This window comes from Caulobacter zeae (assembly GCF_002858925.1).
Lineage (GTDB): Bacteria > Pseudomonadota > Alphaproteobacteria > Caulobacterales > Caulobacteraceae > Caulobacter > Caulobacter zeae.
On sequence record NZ_PJRS01000023.1, the window covers coordinates 18,680 to 36,194 of the forward strand.

General features: G+C 70.0%; 18 protein-coding genes and 1 riboswitch. Of the genes, 9 read left to right on the forward strand and 9 right to left on the reverse strand.

Translation table 11 applies throughout. The annotated features are described in order from the left end of the window. Window positions 1-57 precede the first annotated feature (57 nt). The 6 genes from SGCZBJ_RS13450 to SGCZBJ_RS13475 all read right to left on the reverse strand — a co-directional run bounded on the left by SGCZBJ_RS13450 (window position 58) and on the right by SGCZBJ_RS13475 (window position 5,958). Complete coding sequence (locus tag SGCZBJ_RS13450) at window positions 58-1,902, reverse strand: CHASE3 domain-containing protein (RefSeq protein WP_101718517.1); 1,845 nt, start codon at window positions 1,900-1,902, stop codon at window positions 58-60. 96 nt (window positions 1,903-1,998) lie between these two features. Beyond that, complete coding sequence (locus SGCZBJ_RS13455; protein ID WP_133149261.1) at window positions 1,999-2,574, reverse strand: hypothetical protein; 576 nt, start codon at window positions 2,572-2,574, stop codon at window positions 1,999-2,001. Then, the gene (locus SGCZBJ_RS13460) at window positions 2,571-3,791 is read right to left on the reverse strand and encodes a CCA tRNA nucleotidyltransferase (protein WP_101718676.1); all 1,221 of its coding nucleotides are present in this window, start codon (window positions 3,789-3,791) and stop codon (window positions 2,571-2,573) included. Before SGCZBJ_RS13460 ends, SGCZBJ_RS13455 begins: the two co-directional genes overlap by 4 nt. Window positions 3,792-3,959: 168 nt before the next feature. Then, entirely contained in the window at window positions 3,960-4,616 is a 657-nt protein-coding gene (locus SGCZBJ_RS13465; RefSeq protein ID WP_101718519.1) for a CoA pyrophosphatase, read from the reverse strand. Beyond that, window positions 4,613-5,203 (reverse strand): DUF1285 domain-containing protein, encoded by a 591-nt coding sequence (locus tag SGCZBJ_RS13470; protein WP_101718520.1) that lies wholly within the window; start codon window positions 5,201-5,203, stop codon window positions 4,613-4,615. Before SGCZBJ_RS13470 ends, SGCZBJ_RS13465 begins: the two co-directional genes overlap by 4 nt. A gap of 233 nt (window positions 5,204-5,436) precedes the next feature. After that, a complete protein-coding gene (locus SGCZBJ_RS13475) occupies window positions 5,437-5,958 on the reverse strand; it encodes a GNAT family N-acetyltransferase (protein ID WP_101718521.1) in 522 nt (173 codons plus the stop codon). 265 nt (window positions 5,959-6,223) lie between these two features. Here SGCZBJ_RS13475 and SGCZBJ_RS13480 point away from each other — a divergent pair, with 265 nt between their 5' ends. Then, window positions 6,224-7,486 carry an MFS transporter gene (locus SGCZBJ_RS13480; RefSeq protein ID WP_101718522.1) on the forward strand — a complete coding sequence of 421 codons (1,263 nt, stop codon included), beginning with the start codon at window positions 6,224-6,226 and terminating at the stop codon, window positions 7,484-7,486. A 3-nt stretch (window positions 7,487-7,489) separates the two neighbouring features. On the opposite strand, the gene SGCZBJ_RS13485 is transcribed toward SGCZBJ_RS13480, so the two are convergent. Then, window positions 7,490-7,969, reverse strand: a complete 480-nt coding sequence (locus SGCZBJ_RS13485; RefSeq protein ID WP_101718523.1) for a GNAT family N-acetyltransferase — start codon at window positions 7,967-7,969, stop codon at window positions 7,490-7,492. On the opposite strand from SGCZBJ_RS13485, the gene SGCZBJ_RS26115 reads away from it, so the two are divergent. Next, on the forward strand, window positions 7,968-8,297 hold the full coding sequence (locus SGCZBJ_RS26115) for a TfoX/Sxy family protein (RefSeq protein WP_420808161.1): 330 nt from the start codon (window positions 7,968-7,970) through the stop codon (window positions 8,295-8,297). The genes SGCZBJ_RS13485 and SGCZBJ_RS26115 overlap by 2 nt on opposite strands. 124 nt (window positions 8,298-8,421) lie before the next feature. Here the strand turns inward: SGCZBJ_RS26115 and SGCZBJ_RS13495 are convergent, their stop codons facing one another. Beyond that, window positions 8,422-9,279 (reverse strand): SDR family oxidoreductase, encoded by an 858-nt coding sequence (locus SGCZBJ_RS13495; RefSeq protein WP_101718524.1) that lies wholly within the window; start codon window positions 9,277-9,279, stop codon window positions 8,422-8,424. Between the two features lie 135 nt (window positions 9,280-9,414). Here SGCZBJ_RS13495 and SGCZBJ_RS13500 point away from each other — a divergent pair, with 135 nt between their 5' ends. Beyond that, the gene (locus tag SGCZBJ_RS13500) at window positions 9,415-10,116 is read left to right on the forward strand and encodes a class I SAM-dependent methyltransferase (RefSeq protein ID WP_101718525.1); all 702 of its coding nucleotides are present in this window, start codon (window positions 9,415-9,417) and stop codon (window positions 10,114-10,116) included. Window positions 10,117-10,127: 11 nt separating this feature from the next. Here the strand turns inward: SGCZBJ_RS13500 and SGCZBJ_RS13505 are convergent, their stop codons facing one another. Next, window positions 10,128-10,715 carry a dihydrofolate reductase family protein gene (locus SGCZBJ_RS13505; protein ID WP_101718526.1) on the reverse strand — a complete coding sequence of 196 codons (588 nt, stop codon included), beginning with the start codon at window positions 10,713-10,715 and terminating at the stop codon, window positions 10,128-10,130. Between the two features lie 202 nt (window positions 10,716-10,917). On the opposite strand from SGCZBJ_RS13505, the gene SGCZBJ_RS13510 reads away from it, so the two are divergent. The 6 genes from SGCZBJ_RS13510 to gcvPB all read left to right on the forward strand — a co-directional run bounded on the left by SGCZBJ_RS13510 (window position 10,918) and on the right by gcvPB (window position 17,443). Next, window positions 10,918-12,000 (forward strand): site-specific DNA-methyltransferase, encoded by a 1,083-nt coding sequence (locus SGCZBJ_RS13510; RefSeq protein WP_101718527.1) that lies wholly within the window; start codon window positions 10,918-10,920, stop codon window positions 11,998-12,000. Between the two features lie 10 nt (window positions 12,001-12,010). Beyond that, window positions 12,011-12,418 (forward strand): hypothetical protein, encoded by a 408-nt coding sequence (locus SGCZBJ_RS13515; protein WP_101718528.1) that lies wholly within the window; start codon window positions 12,011-12,013, stop codon window positions 12,416-12,418. 250 nt (window positions 12,419-12,668) lie between these two features. Next, window positions 12,669-12,759: riboswitch (glycine riboswitch) on the forward strand. Window positions 12,760-12,916: 157 nt separating this feature from the next. After that, entirely contained in the window at window positions 12,917-14,029 is a 1,113-nt protein-coding gene (gene gcvT, locus SGCZBJ_RS13520; RefSeq protein WP_101718529.1) for a glycine cleavage system aminomethyltransferase GcvT, read from the forward strand. A gap of 15 nt (window positions 14,030-14,044) precedes the next feature. Then, window positions 14,045-14,410 (forward strand): glycine cleavage system protein GcvH, encoded by a 366-nt coding sequence (gene gcvH / locus SGCZBJ_RS13525; RefSeq protein ID WP_101718530.1) that lies wholly within the window; start codon window positions 14,045-14,047, stop codon window positions 14,408-14,410. Between the two features lie 118 nt (window positions 14,411-14,528). Continuing rightward, window positions 14,529-15,872, forward strand: coding sequence for an aminomethyl-transferring glycine dehydrogenase subunit GcvPA (gene gcvPA / locus SGCZBJ_RS13530; protein WP_101718531.1), 1,344 nt, complete (start codon window positions 14,529-14,531; stop codon window positions 15,870-15,872). After that, on the forward strand, window positions 15,869-17,443 hold the full coding sequence (gcvPB, locus tag SGCZBJ_RS13535) for an aminomethyl-transferring glycine dehydrogenase subunit GcvPB (RefSeq protein WP_101718532.1): 1,575 nt from the start codon (window positions 15,869-15,871) through the stop codon (window positions 17,441-17,443). The genes gcvPA and gcvPB overlap by 4 nt, the downstream gene beginning before the upstream one ends. Window positions 17,444-17,515: the final 72 nt, after the last annotated feature.

Here is a 17,515-nt window from a genome sequence, read left to right on the forward strand (position 1 = left end):
TTGGCTCTGGGAGACAACGGGCGGAGGGGCGATCCGTTCAGCGCTCCGCGCAGACCCTCAGTGCAGCGCCTGGGCCACCTTGGCGGCCAGCTGCTCCACCGTGAACGGCTTGGGCAGCAGGGCCACGCCCGGGTCGACCACGCCGTTGTGGACCACGGCGTTGCGGGTATAGCCGGTGGTGTAGAGCACCTTCAGGTCGGGCCGCAGCAGGGCGGCGGCGTCGGCCAGCTGCCGGCCGGTCATGCCCGGCATGACGATGTCGGTGAACAGCAGGTCGACCGAGCCCAGCTCCTCGATCAGCCGCAGGGCCGTCTCGCCGTCGGGCGCGTGGCGGACGGTGTAGCCCAGCGATCGCAGGCTCTCGACGCTGACGCGGCGCAGGCTGTCCTCGTCCTCGACCACGACGATCAGGCGATCGGGCGAGCCGGGCGCGGGCTCGGCCGCCAGGGCCTCGACCGGCTCGGCCCGGCCCACGGCGTAGTCGCGCGGCAGGTACAGCTTCACGCTGGTTCCGGCGCCGGGCTCTGAATAGATGCGGGCGTGGCCGCCGGTCTGCTTGGCGAAGCCGTAGATCTGCGACAGGCCAAGGCCCGTGCCCAGGCCCGGACCCTTGGTGGTGAAGAACGGCTCGAAGGCCTGGGCCGCCACGTCCGGCGACATGCCGTGGCCGGTGTCGGTGACGCTGACCATCACGTACTGGCCGGCGACCGCCTCGGGATGCAGGGCGGCGTAGTCGTCGTCGAGATAGGTGTTGGCCGTCTCGATGGTCAGGCGGCCGCCTTCCGGCATGGCGTCGCGGGCGTTGACCACCAGGTTCAGCACCGCGCTCTCGACCTGGGCCGGATCGGCGAAGGTGCGCCACAGGCCGCCGGCCAGCACCGTCTCAATGCGGATCGTCTCGCCCAGGGTGCGCAGCAACATGTCGGACATGCCCGCGACCAGGCCGTTGACGTCGATCGAGCGCGGCTCCAGCGCCTGGCGGCGCGAGAAGGCCAGGAGGCGCTTGGTCAGGGTGGCGGCGCGCACCGAGGCGTCCTGGGCGGCCAGCAGCCGGCGGTCCAGGCGGACGGCGTCGTCGCTATGGCGGCGGGCCAGCTCGATATTGCCGATGATCACCGCCAGCATGTTGTTGAAGTCGTGCGCGATGCCCCCGGTCAGCTGGCCGACGGCCTCCATCTTCTGCAGTTGGCGGACCTGGCCCTCGGCGCTCTCGCGCTCGGCCGCCTCCTGGCGCAGGCGGGCGTTGGCGTCGACCTCGGCCAGGTGCGCGCGCTCCAGCGCCCGCGCGTCGCGGCGGGCATGGCCCAGCCACAGCAGCACCACCGCGAAGGCCGCCCCCACCAGCACCGCCAGGCTGGCGAACAGGCCGTAGCTCAGCCGGCGGCTGGCGGCGATGCGCTCGCGCAGCAGCACCGTCTCGCGCGCCGACATGCCGGCCAGCTGCGAGCGCAGCTCGTCCATGGTGCGCAGGCCCTGGTCGCGGCGGATGATGTCCAGCGCCTCGCTGTCGCGGCCCTGGCGGCGCAGGGCGACGGTGGCGTCCAGCTCCTCGAACTTGGTCCGCATCAGCGGCCGCAGCGCGTCGACGGCCCGCACCTGTTCGGGATTGTCGGCCACCAGCTTCTCCAGCTCGGCGACATCGATGGCCACCTGGTCGCGGGCGGCGCGGTAGGGCGAAAGGTAGATATCCTTGCCGGTCAGCAGATAGCCGCGCTGGCCGGTCTCGGCGTCCTGCAAGTCCGACAGCACGACCATCAGCTTGCGCTGGACGTCGACGGTGTGGCGCACGCTGTCCAGGCGCTGCTCGTAGCTGCGCGCCGCCAGGATCGTCGCCCCGCCCAGCACCAGCAGGGCCAGCACCGACAGCGCCATGATGCGGTTCGGACGAAACACCAGCGCCATACTCGCGGCCCCCAACTCGCGCCCGGGAAAGCGAAGCGCTCAGCTTCCACGACAGTTGGACGAGTTGCCGCCGCCGGGCAAGCCGCCAGAGCGGGATCAGGCCGGCTCGTCGCCCTTCCAGCACCCCTTGAGGCTCGCCGCGGCCTGCGACCACCATCCGGCCACGGGCGAGTCCATGTCGCCATCGATCGTGATCGCGACAGCCGCGCCTTTCGCTCCGGTTCGCGCGCCCTGGTTCCAGAAGCTGTGAGCGATCCCGTCCAGGGGCGGCGGCTTGATGTCCTCCACGCCCACGCCGGGCGCCTCGGGGCGGACCGGCGGCAGGGCCTCCATCGCCTCCAGCGCCGCCTTCACGGCCGGGCAGGTGCGGGAGTCGGCCCAGACAAGGCCCTTGTTCCCCGCCAGGTCGCCGAACGCCCGCCGGATCACCCAGCGGCGCTCGCCGCCCGCGTCCCGGAGGGCGTAGAGGCTGTTGGAGGTCCAGAACTGGCCCAGGGCCGCGACCTGGTCGAGCGTCGCGAAGGGCCACGTGTCGCGGTGCCGGATCGCGCGGCTGGCGGCGCGGGCCGCAGCCGCGTCGGCGCGAACCGTTTCCGACGAGGCCGCGCGCGCCTCGACCACGGACGGCGCCGCCAGGACCGCGAGCGCCGCCGCCAGCATCATGCGCCTCAAACCGCCATGCCCTGGACCACCGCCTTCAGGCGCTCGATCACCGACAGCTTGTCCTCGATGAAGTCCTGGTCGATCCACCAGATCTCGACCTCGCGCATCACCTCGCCGACCAGCGGGCCCTTGGGCACGCCGGCGCGCATGACTTCCTCGCCGGTCATCGGGAAGCTCGGCGGATCCCAGTTCTCGGCCAGGGCCAGCAAGGCGCGCCACTGCGAGGTGGTGGCCGGCCGGGTCGAGCCGGCCCAGGCCAGCTTCACCCGGTCGGTGAAGGTGCGCAGGCTTAGGGCATAGACGGCCCGCCGGGCCTCGCGCGGGCTCATCCACGAGACGATGCGCGGCGAGGTGCCGACCGCCTCGATCAGCCGCTCCTTCAGGGCGTTGGAAAGCCGCAGCCGCTCGGCCAGCTCGCGGGCCAGCACGGCGTCGTCGGGGATCAGGGCGGCCAGGCGCAGCTCGACGTCGTTCTCGAACAATTGCTCGGTCTCGATGGCGACCAGGCCGTCGAGGCGGGCCAGCGACTTGACGAACGGCAGGATGGCGCCCAGCACGCCGGTGGCCGCCATCAGCCGCAGGGCCGGACGCGGATCCTCGGCCGCCAGCAGCTTGAGGATCTCCTTCTGGGTGCGCTCGGCGGCGCGGCCAGAGACCAGGCCCTTGAGCGCCTTGCAGGCGGCCAGGGCCTTGGCGTCGGGCTCGCCCTTGCCGTACCAGGCCTGGAAGCGGAAGAAGCGCAGGATGCGCAGGTAGTCCTCGCGGATGCGGGTCATCGGCTCGCCGACGAACACCACCTTGCCGTCCCTGGCGTCCTGCACCCCGTGGCCGGTGGGGTCGTAGAGCCGGCCCTCGCCGTCGACATAGAGGGCGTTGAAGCGGAAGTCGCGGCGCTGGGCGTCCTCTTCCCAGGCATGGGTGAAGGCCACCACCGCCCGGCGGCCGTCGGTGGAGACGTCGCGACGCAGGGTGGTGATCTCGAACGGGATCTTGCCGGAGACGGCCGTGACCGTGCCGTGGTCGACTCCGGTGGGGATGGCCTTCAGCCCCGCCTCGCCCAGCGCCTCGATCACCTGGTCGGGCGTAAGCGTGGTGGCGATGTCGATGTCGTCGACCGGCTTGTTCATCAGCGTGTTGCGCACGCAGCCGCCGACAAAGCGGGCGCAGCCCGGACGGCCCTTGGCCTCCAGGGCGGCGATCACCGCCTTGGTCTCGGGCCATGCCATCCATGGCGGCTGGCCGATGGTCTGGGTTTCCACGCGACGTCCCCCTTTACGCAACGGCAGGCCGCGGCCCGTTGGCGCGGGCGGTACGTCCTGCTTTCAAACGACTATTTCAGGGAATGGACGCTCGCGCCAAGAGCGGAAACGCGCTCGTCCCCAACTGTCGGAATCTTAGGCCTCGACCGCGACGCTCTCGGGGTGCAGCCGCTCGTACAGCGCCCGCAGCATCCCCGCCGTCGCGCCCCAGATGAACCGCTCGTTCCACGGCATGGCGTAGAAGAACCGCCGGCCGGTGGGCGTGTCGCGGTGCTGGCGCTGGTGGTTGGCGGGGTCCATCAGAAAGTCGAACGGCGTCTCGAAGACGTCGGCCACCTCGTCGGGATTGGCGACCAGCTCGCAGGCCGGGTCGACGAACCCGACCACCGGCGTCACGTGGAAGCCGGTCACCGTGGCGTAGCCCTGGATCAGGCCGGCCACCTCGACGAAGCGGGGATCAAGGCCCACCTCCTCGTTGGCCTCGCGCAGGGCCGTGCCCCACGGCGTCTCGCCCGGATCGCAGCGGCCGCCGGGAAAGGCGATCTGGCCGGTGTGGCTGCGCAGGGTGTCCGAGCGCCTGGTGAGGATGACGTTCAGGCTCTCTGGCCGCTGCACCAGGCCGATCAGCACGGCGGCCGGCCGCAGGGCGTGGGGATTGTCGATCTTCATCCCCGGATTGAGGTCGAAGTCCGAGCGCCAGTCGTTCTTCAGGCTGGGGTCGTAGGCCTCGATCGGGTCGAGCCGGCTCTTGATGAAGTCCCGGCGGGCGGCGGCGTTGCACTGGGGGATCATGCCCGATCACTCGCAACAGGCCCCACGGCGAACCAAGCGCCGTTCGAGGCCACGCCGAAGCGCGGGCCCTCCGGGGTGTCGCGCTCGGCAGCCATCTCGACCAGCTCGTAGAACACCGGCCGGGCGATCAGCGCCTCCAGGCCCCGGCGCACGTGCAGATAGGGCCGCGGCTCGCCGCTCGTGGGGTCCTCCTCGACGCGGATGGCGTGGTCGGGGCCGGCCACGACCTCGTCGCCGACATTGGTCAGGAAACGCAGGGCCTCGCCGTCGCGGTCGACGCGCACGGCGATGAACGGCGCGTCCTCGACCGTGATCCTCATCTTCTCCACCGGGGTGACCAAATGGAAGCCGTCGGGGTCGCGCCGCAGGATGGTCGAGAACAGGCGCACCAAGGCCTCGCGGCCGATCGGCGTTCCCTCGTGGAACCAGACCCCGTCCCTGGCGATGCGGATGTCGATGTCGCCGCAGTGGGGCGGGTTCCACAGGTGCACCGGCGGCAGGCCCTTGCCGCCGCCGGCCCCATCACCGGCCGCCTTGGCGGCCTGGGCGACGCCGTCGAGTCCGGAGCTGGCTGTGTCTGAGGGCATGGACCTCAGTTAGGTCATGCGCGCCCCAGGCTCAAGCGAAGCCTGGGGATGGTCTCACATGCTGCTTCGGTGCGTGATCCTCGTCCCTCGACAAGCTCAGGATGAGGATCATGTAAGGACTCGGGCAGCAGAAAAACCTCATCCTGAGCCTGTCGAAGCCTGCCCCGGGCGGGCCGCGCCAGCGGCGCGACCCGGGGGACGAGGTTTTCGCCCCTGACGCCAAGCGTGAAGCCCTAGGAAGCCGCCACGCGCCCTTCGAAGCCTTCGTCGCCGCCGGGGACCAAGGCCTTGAGCAGCACCCGGCGCTGGTCGGCGGGGCCGGGCATCACGACCTTGGCGGCTGGCGCGGCGGAAAAGCCGATGCGGGCGAAGTAAGGCGCGTCGCCGACCAGCAGCACGGCGTTCCAGCCGGCCTGCGTCGCGGCCTGACAGGCGGCCTCGACCAGGGCCTGGCCCAGGCCCGCGCTGCGCCGCTCGGAATCCACTGCCAGCGGGCCCAGGAAGGCGGCGGGCTTGCCGCCGATGGTCACCGGCCACAGCCGCACGCTGCCGATCACCTGGTCGCCGCGCAGGGCGACGAACGAGCAGGCGTCGAGCTTATGGTTGCTCTCGCGCAGCCGCTCGGACGACTTGGCGAAGCGGCCGGGCCCGAAGGCGCGGTCGACCAGCGCCTCGACTGCGGCGGCGTGCTGCGGGGCCTCGAGCTCGATCGAGGGGGCGTCTTGCGGAACGAGGGCGGCGGAAGAAGCGGTCATGAGGCGACGAGGATCCGGGTGCGAACGGGGGATTTATCCCCGGCGCGTGACGCGGCCGCGACGGCCGCCGTTCCCGGGGGTGCGTTAGGCGCGAACGGTGGTCCGCGCGGCGCAGGTTCGTCGTTGGCGTCGCATCGGCGGCGCTCTCCCCGTGGCAGAGGCGCGCGGCATAGGGCGCTATGACCCCCACGTCAACGAAATCGACGTGCTTATGAGACAAACGCGATTGCGACGCTTCGTCTCAAGGAGCAGGGTCCGCGCCGAAATGTCAGACCCCTCCGCCCTCCCCGCCGATCCCGACACCTCGACCCGCGCCCTGCTTCGCCAGCGCGACTACCTGCTGTTCTGGGGGGCGCGGTTCACGGGCACCCTGGGCGTGCAGATCCAGGCCGTGGCGCTGGGCTGGCAGGTCTACGCCATCGCCCGCCAGACCATGTCGATCGGCGAGTCGGCCTTCATGGTCAGCATGATCGGCCTGGCGCAGTTCGTGCCGCTGTTCCTGCTGACCCTGATCGCCGGCGAGACCGCCGACCGCCGCAGCCGCAAGCACATCGCCATGATCACCTTGGGCGTCGACACGCTCAGCGTGCTGGTGCTGCTGTTCATGGCCGTGCGGGGCATCCACGCCCTGTGGCCGATTTTCACCATGGCGGTGTTCTTCGGGGCCAGCCGGGCCTTCATGTCGCCAGCGGTCAGCGCCATGGGGCCGATGCTGGTGCCGCGCCCGCTGCTGCCGCGCGCCATCGCCTGGAACTCGCTGGCCTGGCAGGGGGCCTCGATCGCCGGACCAGCCCTGGGCGGGCTTCTGCTGACGCATTCGGCGGGCCTGGCCTTCGGCGGGGCGGCGGCGCTCTACATCGTCGGCCAGGTCCTGCTGGCGGCCATCAAGAAGTCGACCACGCCCGAGGCCCAGCCGGGCTCGCGCCTGGAACTGATCAAGGAGGGGCTGGCCTATGTGTGGAACAACAAGATCGTCTTCGGCTCGATCTCTCTGGACCTGTTCGCGGTGATCCTGGGCGGGGCCACGGCCCTGCTGCCCGTCTTCGCCCGCGACGTTCTGAACATCGGGCCCAGCGGCTTTGGCCTGCTGCGCGCCTCGCCGGCCATCGGCGCGACCCTCGTGGCGATCTACCTGGCCAGCAACCCGATCCGCCGCCACGCCGGCCGGATCATGTTCGCCGGCGTGGCGGTGTTCGGCGCGGCCACCGTAGTCTTCGGCCTGTCCAACCTGGTGTGGCTGTCGGTGGCGGCGCTGGCGGTGCTGGGCGGGGCCGACATGCTGTCGGTCTATGTGCGCCAGACCCTGGTGCAACTGGTCACCCCCGACGCCATGCGCGGCCGCGTCTCGGCCGTCTCGGGCGTGTTCATCAGCGCCTCCAACGAGCTGGGCGAAGTCGAGAGCGGCGCGGTCGCCTGGCTGCTCGGCCCGGTGCGGGGCGTGGTGTTCGGCGGCCTGGGCGCCATCGCCGTCACCGGCCTGTGGGCCTGGCTGTTCCCGGCGCTGAGGAAGGCGGATCGGCTGGAGTAGGCCTCAGGCCCCCGCCAGCTTCGCCAGCGCATCCCCGGTCATCCGCCGCACGGTCCACTCGTCCATCGCCGCCGCGCCCAGGCTGTCATAGAAGGCGATCGACGGAGCGTTCCAGTCCAGCACGGCCCATTCCAGCCGGCCCAGGTTCTCGGCCACGCAGCGGCGGGCGAGGTTGGCCAGCAGCGCCTTGCCCGCGCCTGCGCCGCGCGCGGCCGGCCGCACGAACAGGTCCTCCAGATAGATCCCGTGGCGGCCGACGAAGGTGGAGTAGTTGTAGAACCACAGGGCCAGGCCCACCGGCTCGCCGTCGATCTCGGCTATGTCGCAGAAGGCCTTGGGCGCATCGCCAAACAGCGCCGCCTCGATGTGGGCTTGCGTGGCCTCCACCTCGTGCAGCAGCTTCTCGTACTCCGCCAGGTCGCGGATGAACGACAGGATCAGGGCCGCGTCTTCGGGCGCGGCGGGACGGACGGTGACGGGCATGGCGGTTTCGGATGACTTCCTGGAGTTCGTGCTCGAGCAGCTGGCGCCCCTGGGAGCGCTGAAGCCCAAGCGGATGTTCGGCGGCGTCGGGATCTACGCCAATGGCCTGTTCTTCGCGATCCTCGACGACGACACCCTCTACCTGAAAGGCGACGCCGAGCTCAAACCCCGGTTCGAGGCCGCTGGAAGCCACGCCTTCGACCCCTTCGGCGAGGGCAAGCCCATGGCCTACTGGAGCGCCCCGGCCGAAGCCATGGACGACCCCGACCTGCTGGTGGAATGGGCCCACAGGGCGCTGGCGGTGGCGGGTCGGAAGAAGGCCAGGTGAAACCTCTCCCAGAGGGAGAGGGAGGGGCCCGCGCCGCAGGCGTGGGAGGGTGAGGGGCTAAAGCGCTGGCTATCTCTTCCGCCCGATCCCCCTTTCGCGGGGATTTTACGGGTGGAGAAACGGTTCAACCGATCACCACCCCCGGCGGCGGGACGCTGTCTTCGGGCACGAAGAAGTCGGGCATCAGGCTGGCGGTGGGGTCGACGCGGTACTTGTCGAACTCGCGCACGCCCTCGCCGTAGAGGAACGTGTCGTCGATCAGGAACTGGCCGGTGAACTCGCGCGACGGCTTGCCGAAGATCGCGTGGGCGGCGTCGGCCATGATCTCGGGCGTGCGGCAGTGGCGCAGGCCCTCCTCGCCGGTCAGGGCGAACTGGATGGCGGCGGTGGCGATGCCGGTGCGCGGCCACAGGGCGTTGAAGGCGATCCCATCGCTCCTGAACTCCTCCGCCATGCCCAGCACGCACATCGACATGCCGAACTTGGCCATGGTGTAGGCCACGTGGCCGCCGAACCACCGCGGGCTCATGTCGAGCGGCGGCGACAGCATCAGCACATGCGGATTGGCCGACTTCTTCAGGTGCGGGATGCAGGCCTTCGACGTCAGGAACGTGCCGCGCGTATTGACCTGGTGCATCAGGTCGTAGCGCTTCATGTCGGTCGACAGCGTGCCGGTCAGCGAGATGGCCGAGGCGTTGTTTACCAGGATGTCGATGCCGCCGAACCGCTCGACCGCCTGGTCGACGGCCGACTGCACGCTGGCCTCGTCGCGAACGTCGACCACCAGCGGCAGGGCCTGCCCGCCGGCCGCGGCGATCTCGTCGGCGGCGGTGTAGATGGTGCCCGGCAGCTTGGGGTGCGGGTCGGCGGTCTTGGCCGCGACCACGATGTTGGCCCCGTCGCGCGCGGCCCGCAGCGCGATGGAAAGGCCGATGCCCCGGCTGGCCCCGGTGATGAACAGCGTCTTGCCCGAGAGGCTCATGGCGCTCCCTCCTTGTTGATTGCCTCCACCCTAAGGCCGAACAGCCCCCTCTTGCAGCCCCGCGATTCTCGCAACATATAAAGTTACATGATTGACGACCGACCGGCGGGCGTCGAAGACGGCGGAGCCCTGCCCATGCGCATCGAAGACGGATCCAAGCACTTCCTGGCCGCCTTCTCCGACCCGGCGGCGGTGGCCCGCTACGCCGAGGGACCGCCGCGCTTCGTACCGGGCTTCCGCGACCTGCACCGGATGTGCGGGGTGATGCTGGCCGAGCGCGCGCCGGAGAACGCCCGAGTGCTGGTGGTCGGGGCCGGCGGCGGGCTGGAGCTGAAGGCGCTGGCCGAGATGCACCCAGGCTGGACCTTCGTCGGCGTCGATCCGGCGGGCGAGATGCTGCGCGGGGCCGAGCGCCTGCTGGGGCCGCTGAACGACCGCGTGACTCTGGTAGAGGGCTATGTCGAGGACGTGGCCGACAGCGAGTTCGACGCCGCGACCTGCCTTCTGACCCTGCACTTCCTGGGTCACGACGAGCGTCTGCGCACCGAGCAGGAGGTCCGCAGACGCCTGAAGCCCGGCGCGCCCTTCGTCGCCGCCCACGGCAGCTTTCCGCAGGATCCCGGCCAGCGCGACGCCTGGCTCGACCGCTACGCCGCCTTCGCCGTCGCCTCGGGCTTCGATCCCGTCCAGGCCAGGGGCGCCCGCGACGCGGTGTCGGCCAGCGTCAACATGCTCGCGCCGGAAGAGGACGAGGCCATACTGCACGAGGCCGGCTTCACCCACGTCACCCTGTTCTACGCGGCCTTCACCTGGAGGGCGTGGGCGGCGTACGCGTGAGGGGCGGGGGCTCACGCTTCAGCCCCGTCGCCCGACACCCCCGCCGCCCGGCCCCTTCCCCGTCCCGCCTTGATCGGCAGAAGCTCGTAGTCCAGCCGCACCACGCCCATGGCCAGGGCGGCCGTCCCGCGCAGGACGAGGCCCCTGGGCGGTCCGGCGCGGGCGGGAAACAGCGGCGGGCCCTCGCCCAGCAGCACCGGGGCGATCAGCAGCGACAGGCGGTCGAGCGCCCCCTGCTCGGCGAAGGCGGCCAGAAGTCCGGCCCCGCCCACCACCCAGGCGTCGCCGTCGTCGAGATCGCGCAGGCGGTCGACCAGGGCCGGCAGCCCCTCGCGCCAGAACCGCACCCCGCGCTGCACCGGATCGCCCCGCCGCGAGGTGACGACGAAGCCGCGCTTGCCGGCATAGGGCCAGCCCATGCCCAAGCTGGGGATCTGGTCGTAGGTCGCGCGGCCCATGACGACAGTGCCCACCAGGTCGATGAAGGCGCCGTAGCCGGGATCCACCTTTCGGAACGGCGCCAGCCACTCGACCCCGCCGCCGGCGTCGGCGACGCGGCCGTCGAGGCTGGACGCGATGAACCCGCGGATCAGCGCCATGCCCCCTCACGCTCCCCAACGTTCCCGCAGCGCCCGAGCCCTTCGCGTCCCGGTCGAGTCCACGATAGAGAACATTTACAGAACATCAACCACGATTAACCACTTTTCGAATCGCGATTAACCAGTGGCTAACCATGACCGTTCATTCCCGGGTAACCACGGGACTCCATGATTCCGTTGGGTGTTTTGCAAGGAAGCGGACATGTCGTTCGGGCCGGAAACCATCATTCAGGGCGACTGCATCGAGGCGATGAACGCCTTGCCCGAAAAGTCGGTCGACCTGATCTTCGCCGACCCTCCGTACAACCTTCAACTCGGCGGCGACCTGCTGCGTCCGGACAATTCCAAGGTCGACGCGGTCGACGACCACTGGGACCAGTTCGAGAGCTTCGCGGCCTACGACAAGTTCACCCGCGAGTGGCTGAAGGCCGCCCGCCGCGTGCTCAAGGACGACGGCGCGATCTGGGTGATCGGCAGCTATCACAACATCTTCCGCGTCGGCGTGGCGGTGCAGGACCTGGGTTTCTGGATCCTCAACGACGTCATCTGGCGCAAGACCAACCCGATGCCCAACTTCAAGGGCACCCGCTTCGCCAACGCCCACGAGACCCTGATCTGGGCCTCCAAGAGCCAGAACGCCAAGCGCTACACCTTCAACTACGACGCCCTGAAGATGGCCAATGACGAAGTGCAGATGCGCTCGGACTGGACCATCCCGCTGTGCACCGGCGAGGAGCGCATCAAAGGCGCCGATGGCGCGAAAGCCCACCCGACCCAGAAGCCCGAAGCCCTGCTCTACCGGGTGATCCTGTCGACCACCAAGCCGGGCGACGTGATCCTGGATCCGTTCTTCGGCGTGGGCACCACCGGCGCGGCCGCCAAGCGCCTGGGCCGCAAGTTCGTCGGCATCGAGCGCGAGGCCGAATATATCGAGCACGCCAAGACCCGCATCGCCCAGGTGACGCCGATCGCGCCGCAGGACCTGGAGATGACCGGCTCCAAGCGCGCCGAGCCGCGCGTGCCGTTCGGCGCCATCGTCGAGAACGGCCTGCTGCATCCGGGCGACACGCTGTACTGCGCCAAGGGCGCCCACGCGGCCAAGGTGCGCCCCGACGGCTCGATCGCGGTGGGCGACCTGACCGGCTCGATCCACAAGATCGGCGCCATGGTGCAGTCGGCCCCGGCCTGCAACGGCTGGACCTACTGGCACTTCAAGACCGACGCGGGCCTGGCCCCCATCGACGTGCTGCGCGCCCAGGTGCGCGCGGCCATGCCGCACGCCTGATCGCCTTCAAGTGAAGGAAGGCCCCATCGGCGTTCGCCGCTACTGGACGATCGGCTGCCTGGCGATCGTGCTGACCATGCTGTGCGTCTCGGCGCTGCCCCAGACGCCGCTCGGCTCGTTCTGGAACTATCTCGGGTCGGCCATCGAGGCGCTCGGTTGCGCCATCCTGCTGCTGATCGGGCGGCGGCGGCTGGGCGCGCGCGCCAACCTGGCCTTCCTGGGCCCGGTCATCGGCGCGATCATCGTCTGCGCCTTCTTCACCTGGAGTTTCATCAGCGGCCCGCCCGAAATCGCAAGGCCCGTCGTCAGCCCGCAGCTCTGCCTCAGCATCGCCTTGCTCGGCGTGGAGATGGGCAGCGTGCTGCAGTTCCTGATCATCGGTTTCATCGGCCAGGGCGGCGCGGTGAAGAAGGGCTGAGGGGCGCGAGCCCCTTCACACCTCGATCCCCAAGCTTCGTCATCCCGGCCGCAGCGTAGCGGAGAGCCGGGACGCAGGGACCGGCGCAATGCAGTCGACCCTGGGGCCCGGGTCTGCGGCGCGTTCGCGCCTCCGCCCGGGATGACGATCAAGGGTAGATGGTCCGCCCTGAATCCAGGCGTCGCCGGGTCCTCCGACAACCTGACGTCGGCCGCGCTTGACTCGCCGCCGACCGTCGCTCATTGAGCCCCTGACCCTCGCGGGAGACATCGGGATTCGATCCCGAGGCCGAAGGCGCAACCGCCCCGGAAACGCTCAGGCAAAAGGACCGCGCGGGTTTAGGAACGCTGGAAAGAAGCCTCCCGAAAGGGCGGCTCGCCGAAGGAGCAAGGCTTCTCTTAAGCAGAGGCCGGAATCTCTCAGGCCTAAGGGACAGCGGGGGCGCGACCAACCGGCGGAAGCCGGAACCGTCGCCGACCCCGTTTCGGAGCCCGCCGCGTGTCCACCGACGACCTCAAGAAGACCCCGCTGTTCGACGCCCACGTGGCGGCCGGCGCCCGCATGGTTCCGTTCGCGGGCTATTCGATGCCCGTGCAGTACAAGGACGGCGTGCTGAAAGAGCACCTGTGGACCCGCGAGCACGCGGGCCTGTTCGACGTCTCGCACATGGGCCAGGCCCGGCTGCGTGGTGAGAACCCGGCGAAAAGCTTCGAGAAGGTGGTCTCGGCCGACTACCAGGGCCTGAAGGCCGGCAAGCAGCGCTACGGCGTGCTGCTGAACCCCGAAGGCGGGATCATCGACGACCTGATGACCGCCCGTCCCGACGACGACGGCCTGTTCGTCGTGGTCAACGGCGCCTGCAAGGACAACGACTACGCCATCATCGCCCGCGAGTTGGCCGGCGAGGCGACCGTCGAGCGCCTGGAAGACCGCGCGCTGCTGGCGCTGCAAGGTCCCGAAGCCGCCGCCGTGCTGGCCGCCCACGTGCCGGAAGCGGCCGAGATGGTGTTCATGGACGCCAAGGCCCTGACCGCCTTCGGCGTCGACGCCATCATCTCGCGCTCGGGCTACACCGGCGAGGACGGCTACGAGATCTCGGTTCCGGCGTCGGACGCCGCCCGCATCTGGAACACCCTGCTGGAAGACGAGCGCGTCAAGCCGATCGGCCTGGGCGCCCGCGACAGCCTGCGCCTGGAAGCGGGCCTGCCGCTCTACGGCCACGACCTGGACGAGACGGTCTCGCCGATCGAGGCGGGCCTGAACTTCGCCGTCGGCAAGAGCCGCCGCGAGGCCGGCGACTTCCTGGGCGCCGAACGGATCACCAAGGAACTGGCCGGCGAGCTGGCCCGCGTGCGCGTGAACCTGAAGGTGCTGGAAGGCGCCCCGGCCCGTGAAGGCGCCGACATCGCCGACGCTGACGGCAACGTCATTGGCAAGGTCACCAGCGGCGGCTTCGGCCCCAGCTTCGGCGGCGCCATTGCGATTGGTTTCGTGCCCCCGGCCTACGCCGTAATCGGCGCGACGCTGAAAGTCATCGTCCGGGGCAAGCCGGCGGCCGCGCAGGTCGTCGCCTCCCCGTTCGTTCCCACCCGTTACGTTCGCAAACTCTGATCAAGGGCCAGGAAGATGCGTTTCACCAAGGACCATGAATGGGTCGCCGTCGAAGGCGACATCGCCACTGTCGGCATCACCGCCTACGCCGCCGAGCAACTGGGCGACGTGGTGTTCGTCGAGGTTCCCGAGGTCGGCAAGACCGTGGCCCAGGGCGAAGGCCTGGCCGTCGTCGAGAGCGTCAAGGCCGCCTCGGACGTCTACGCCCCGGTCTCGGGCGAAGTGGTCGAAGCCAACGCCGAGCTGGCCGACGCGCCGGAAACCGTCAACGCCGTTCCGGAAGCCGGCGGCTGGTTCGCCAAGCTGAAGCTCTCCAACCCGGCCGAGGTCGACGCCCTGATGGACCGCGACGCCTACGAGGCGTTCCTGGCGACGCTTTAAAGGAAGAACCCTTCCCCCTTGATGGGGGAAGGGCAGGGTTGGGGGTGACCCCACCGCAGTAGACACCCCCATCCCCGCCCCTTCCCCCATCAAGGGGGAAGGGAGAAGGACCTGATTGATGCGCTACCTCCCCCTGACCCCCGAAGACCGCGCCGACATGCTCGGCGTGATCGGCGCGGGCTCGATCGACGAGCTGTTCGTCGACGTGCCGGCCGTCGCCCGCCGCAGCGAGCCTGTGGACCTGCCCCATCACGCCGGCGAGATCGAGGTCGAGCGCGAGCTCTTGCGCCTGTCGCGCCGCAACCGCTCGGCGGCCGAGGGGCCGTTCTTCGTCGGGGCAGGGGCCTATCGCCACCACGTGCCGGCCACGGTCGACCACATCATCCAGCGGTCGGAATTCCTGACCAGCTACACGCCCTACCAGCCGGAAATCGCCCAAGGCACGCTGCAGGTGCTGTTCGAGTTCCAGAGCCAGGTCGCCGCCCTGACCGGCATGGATGTGGCCAACGCCTCGCTCTATGACGGCTCGACCGCCACGGCCGAGGCCGTGATGATGGCCCAGCGCGTCACCCGCAAGAACAAGGCCGTGCTGTCGGGCGGCGTCCACCCGCAGTATGTCGGCGCGGTCGAGACCCTGGCCCACGCCGCCGGCGTGACCACGCAGCGCCTGCCGGCCGCCATCGACGCCGAGGACGCGGTGATCGCCGCCATCGACCAGGATACCGCCTGCGTCGTCGTGCAGACCCCCAACGTGTTCGGCACGGCCACCGACGTCACCAAGATCGCCGAGGCCGCCCACGCCGCCGGCGCCCTGCTGATCGTCGTCACCACCGAGGCCGTCTCCTACGGCCTCTTGAAGTCGCCGGGCGCCATGGGCGCCGACATCGCCGTGGCCGAGGGCCAGTCGATCGGCAACGGCCTGAACTTCGGCGGTCCTTACGTCGGCCTTTTCGCCTGCCGCGAAAAGTTCGTCCGCCAGGCCCCCGGCCGCCTCTGCGGCGAGACGGTGGACGCCGACGGCAAGCGCGGCTTCGTGCTGACCCTGTCGACCCGCGAGCAGCACATCCGCCGCGACAAGGCCACCAGCAACATCTGCACCAACAGCGGCCTGTGCGCCCTGGCCTTCTCGATCCACATGAGCCTGCTGGGCGAGCAGGGCCTGCGCCAGCTGGCCTCGCTGAACCACCAGAAGGCTCTGGCGACCGCCAAGGCCCTGGCGGCCATCCCGGGCGTCGAGGTCCTCACCCCGCGGTTCTTCAACGAGTTCGCCGTGCGCCTGCCCAAGGACGCCGCCGAGGTCGTCGAGACCCTGGCCGCCCACGGCGTCATCGCCGGCGTGCCCTATTCGCGCCTGGAGCCGGGCGCGGGCCTGGACGACGTGCTGCTGGTCGCCACGACCGAGACCACGCTCGACACCGACATCACCTTCTTCGCCAAGCTGCTGGCCGGAGCCGTCCAATGAGCATGAACAATGTCGGACGCCCCACCCGTCCCGAAGCCTCGAATGACGAAGCCGAAGGCTTTAACTCCCTGTCGGGCGGCCGCGGCCTGCTGCAGGACGAGCCGCTGATCTTCGAACTGGGCGGCTGGACCAAGACCGGCGTCGACCTGCCCGACGCCGTTCCCGCCGACGGCGCCCTGGCCGGCCTGACCCGCGATGACGCCATCGGCCTGCCGGGCTTGTCGGAACCGGAAGCCGTGCGCCACTACGTGCGCCTCAGCCAGAAGAACCACGCCATCGACCTGGCGCTCTATCCGCTGGGCTCGTGCACGATGAAGCACAACCCGCGCCTGAACGAGAAGATGGCGCGCCTGCCGGGCCTGTCGGACATCCACCCGCTGCAACCGCAGTCGACGGTGCAGGGCGCGATCGAGCTGATGGACCGCCTGGCCCACTGGCTGAAGACCCTGACCGGCATGCCGGCCGTGGCCCTGAGCCCCAAGGCCGGCGCCCATGGCGAGCTGTGCGGCCTGCTGGCGATCCGTGCAGCCCACGAGGCGGCCGGGAACGGCCACCGCAAGACCGTTCTGGCCCCGACCAGCGCCCACGGCACCAACCCGGCCACGGCGGCCTTCTGCGGCTACACGGTCGTGGAAATCGCCCAGACCGACGACGGCCGCGTCGACCTGGCCGACCTGGAAGCCAAGCTCGGCGACCACGTGGCCGCGATCATGGTCACCAACCCCAACACCTGCGGCCTGTTCGAGCGCGACGTGGTCGAGATCGCCCGCCTGACCCACGAGGCGGGCGCGTACTTCTACTGCGACGGCGCCAACTTCAACGCCATCGTCGGCCGGGTGCGTCCGGGCGACCTGGGCGTCGACGCCATGCACATCAACCTGCACAAGACCTTCTCGACGCCGCACGGCGGCGGCGGTCCGGGCGCGGGTCCGGTGGTGCTGTCGGAGGCTCTCGCCCCGTTCGCCCCCACCCCGTGGGTGGTGCATGACGACAGCGGCTACAAGCTGATCGAGGAAGCGGAAGGGCCCGCCGCCCAGGCCTTCGGCCGGATGAGCGCCTTCCACGGCCAGATGGGCATGTACGTGCGCGCCTACGCCTACATGCTCAGCCACGGCGCCGACGGCCTGCGCCAGGTGGCCGAGGACGCGGTGCTGAACGCCAACTACATCAAGGCCCGCCTGAGCGACCTGATGAGCCCGGCCTTCCCCGAGGGTCCGTGCATGCACGAGGCGCTGTTCGACGACGCCTGGCTGGAAGACACGGGCGTGACCACGCTCGACTTCGCCAAGGCGATGATCGACGAGGGCTTCCACCCGATGACCATGTACTTCCCGCTGGTGGTGCATGGCGCGATGCTGATCGAGCCGACCGAGACCGAGTCGAAGGCCGAGCTCGACCGCTTCATCGAGGCCCTGCGCCTGCTGGCCCAGGCCGCCAAGGCCGGCGAGACGGACCGCTTCAAGAACGCCCCGCACCTGGCGCCGCTCAAGCGCCTGGACGAGACGCTGGCGGCCCGGAAGCCGAAGTTGAAGTGGAAACCTGTGGCCCCCGCGCCACTCGCCGCGGAATAGCTGCAACAGCAGCACGAATGCGGAACGGGGCGCCTTTACGGAAGGGCGCCCCGTTTCCATATGCAGCTTGTG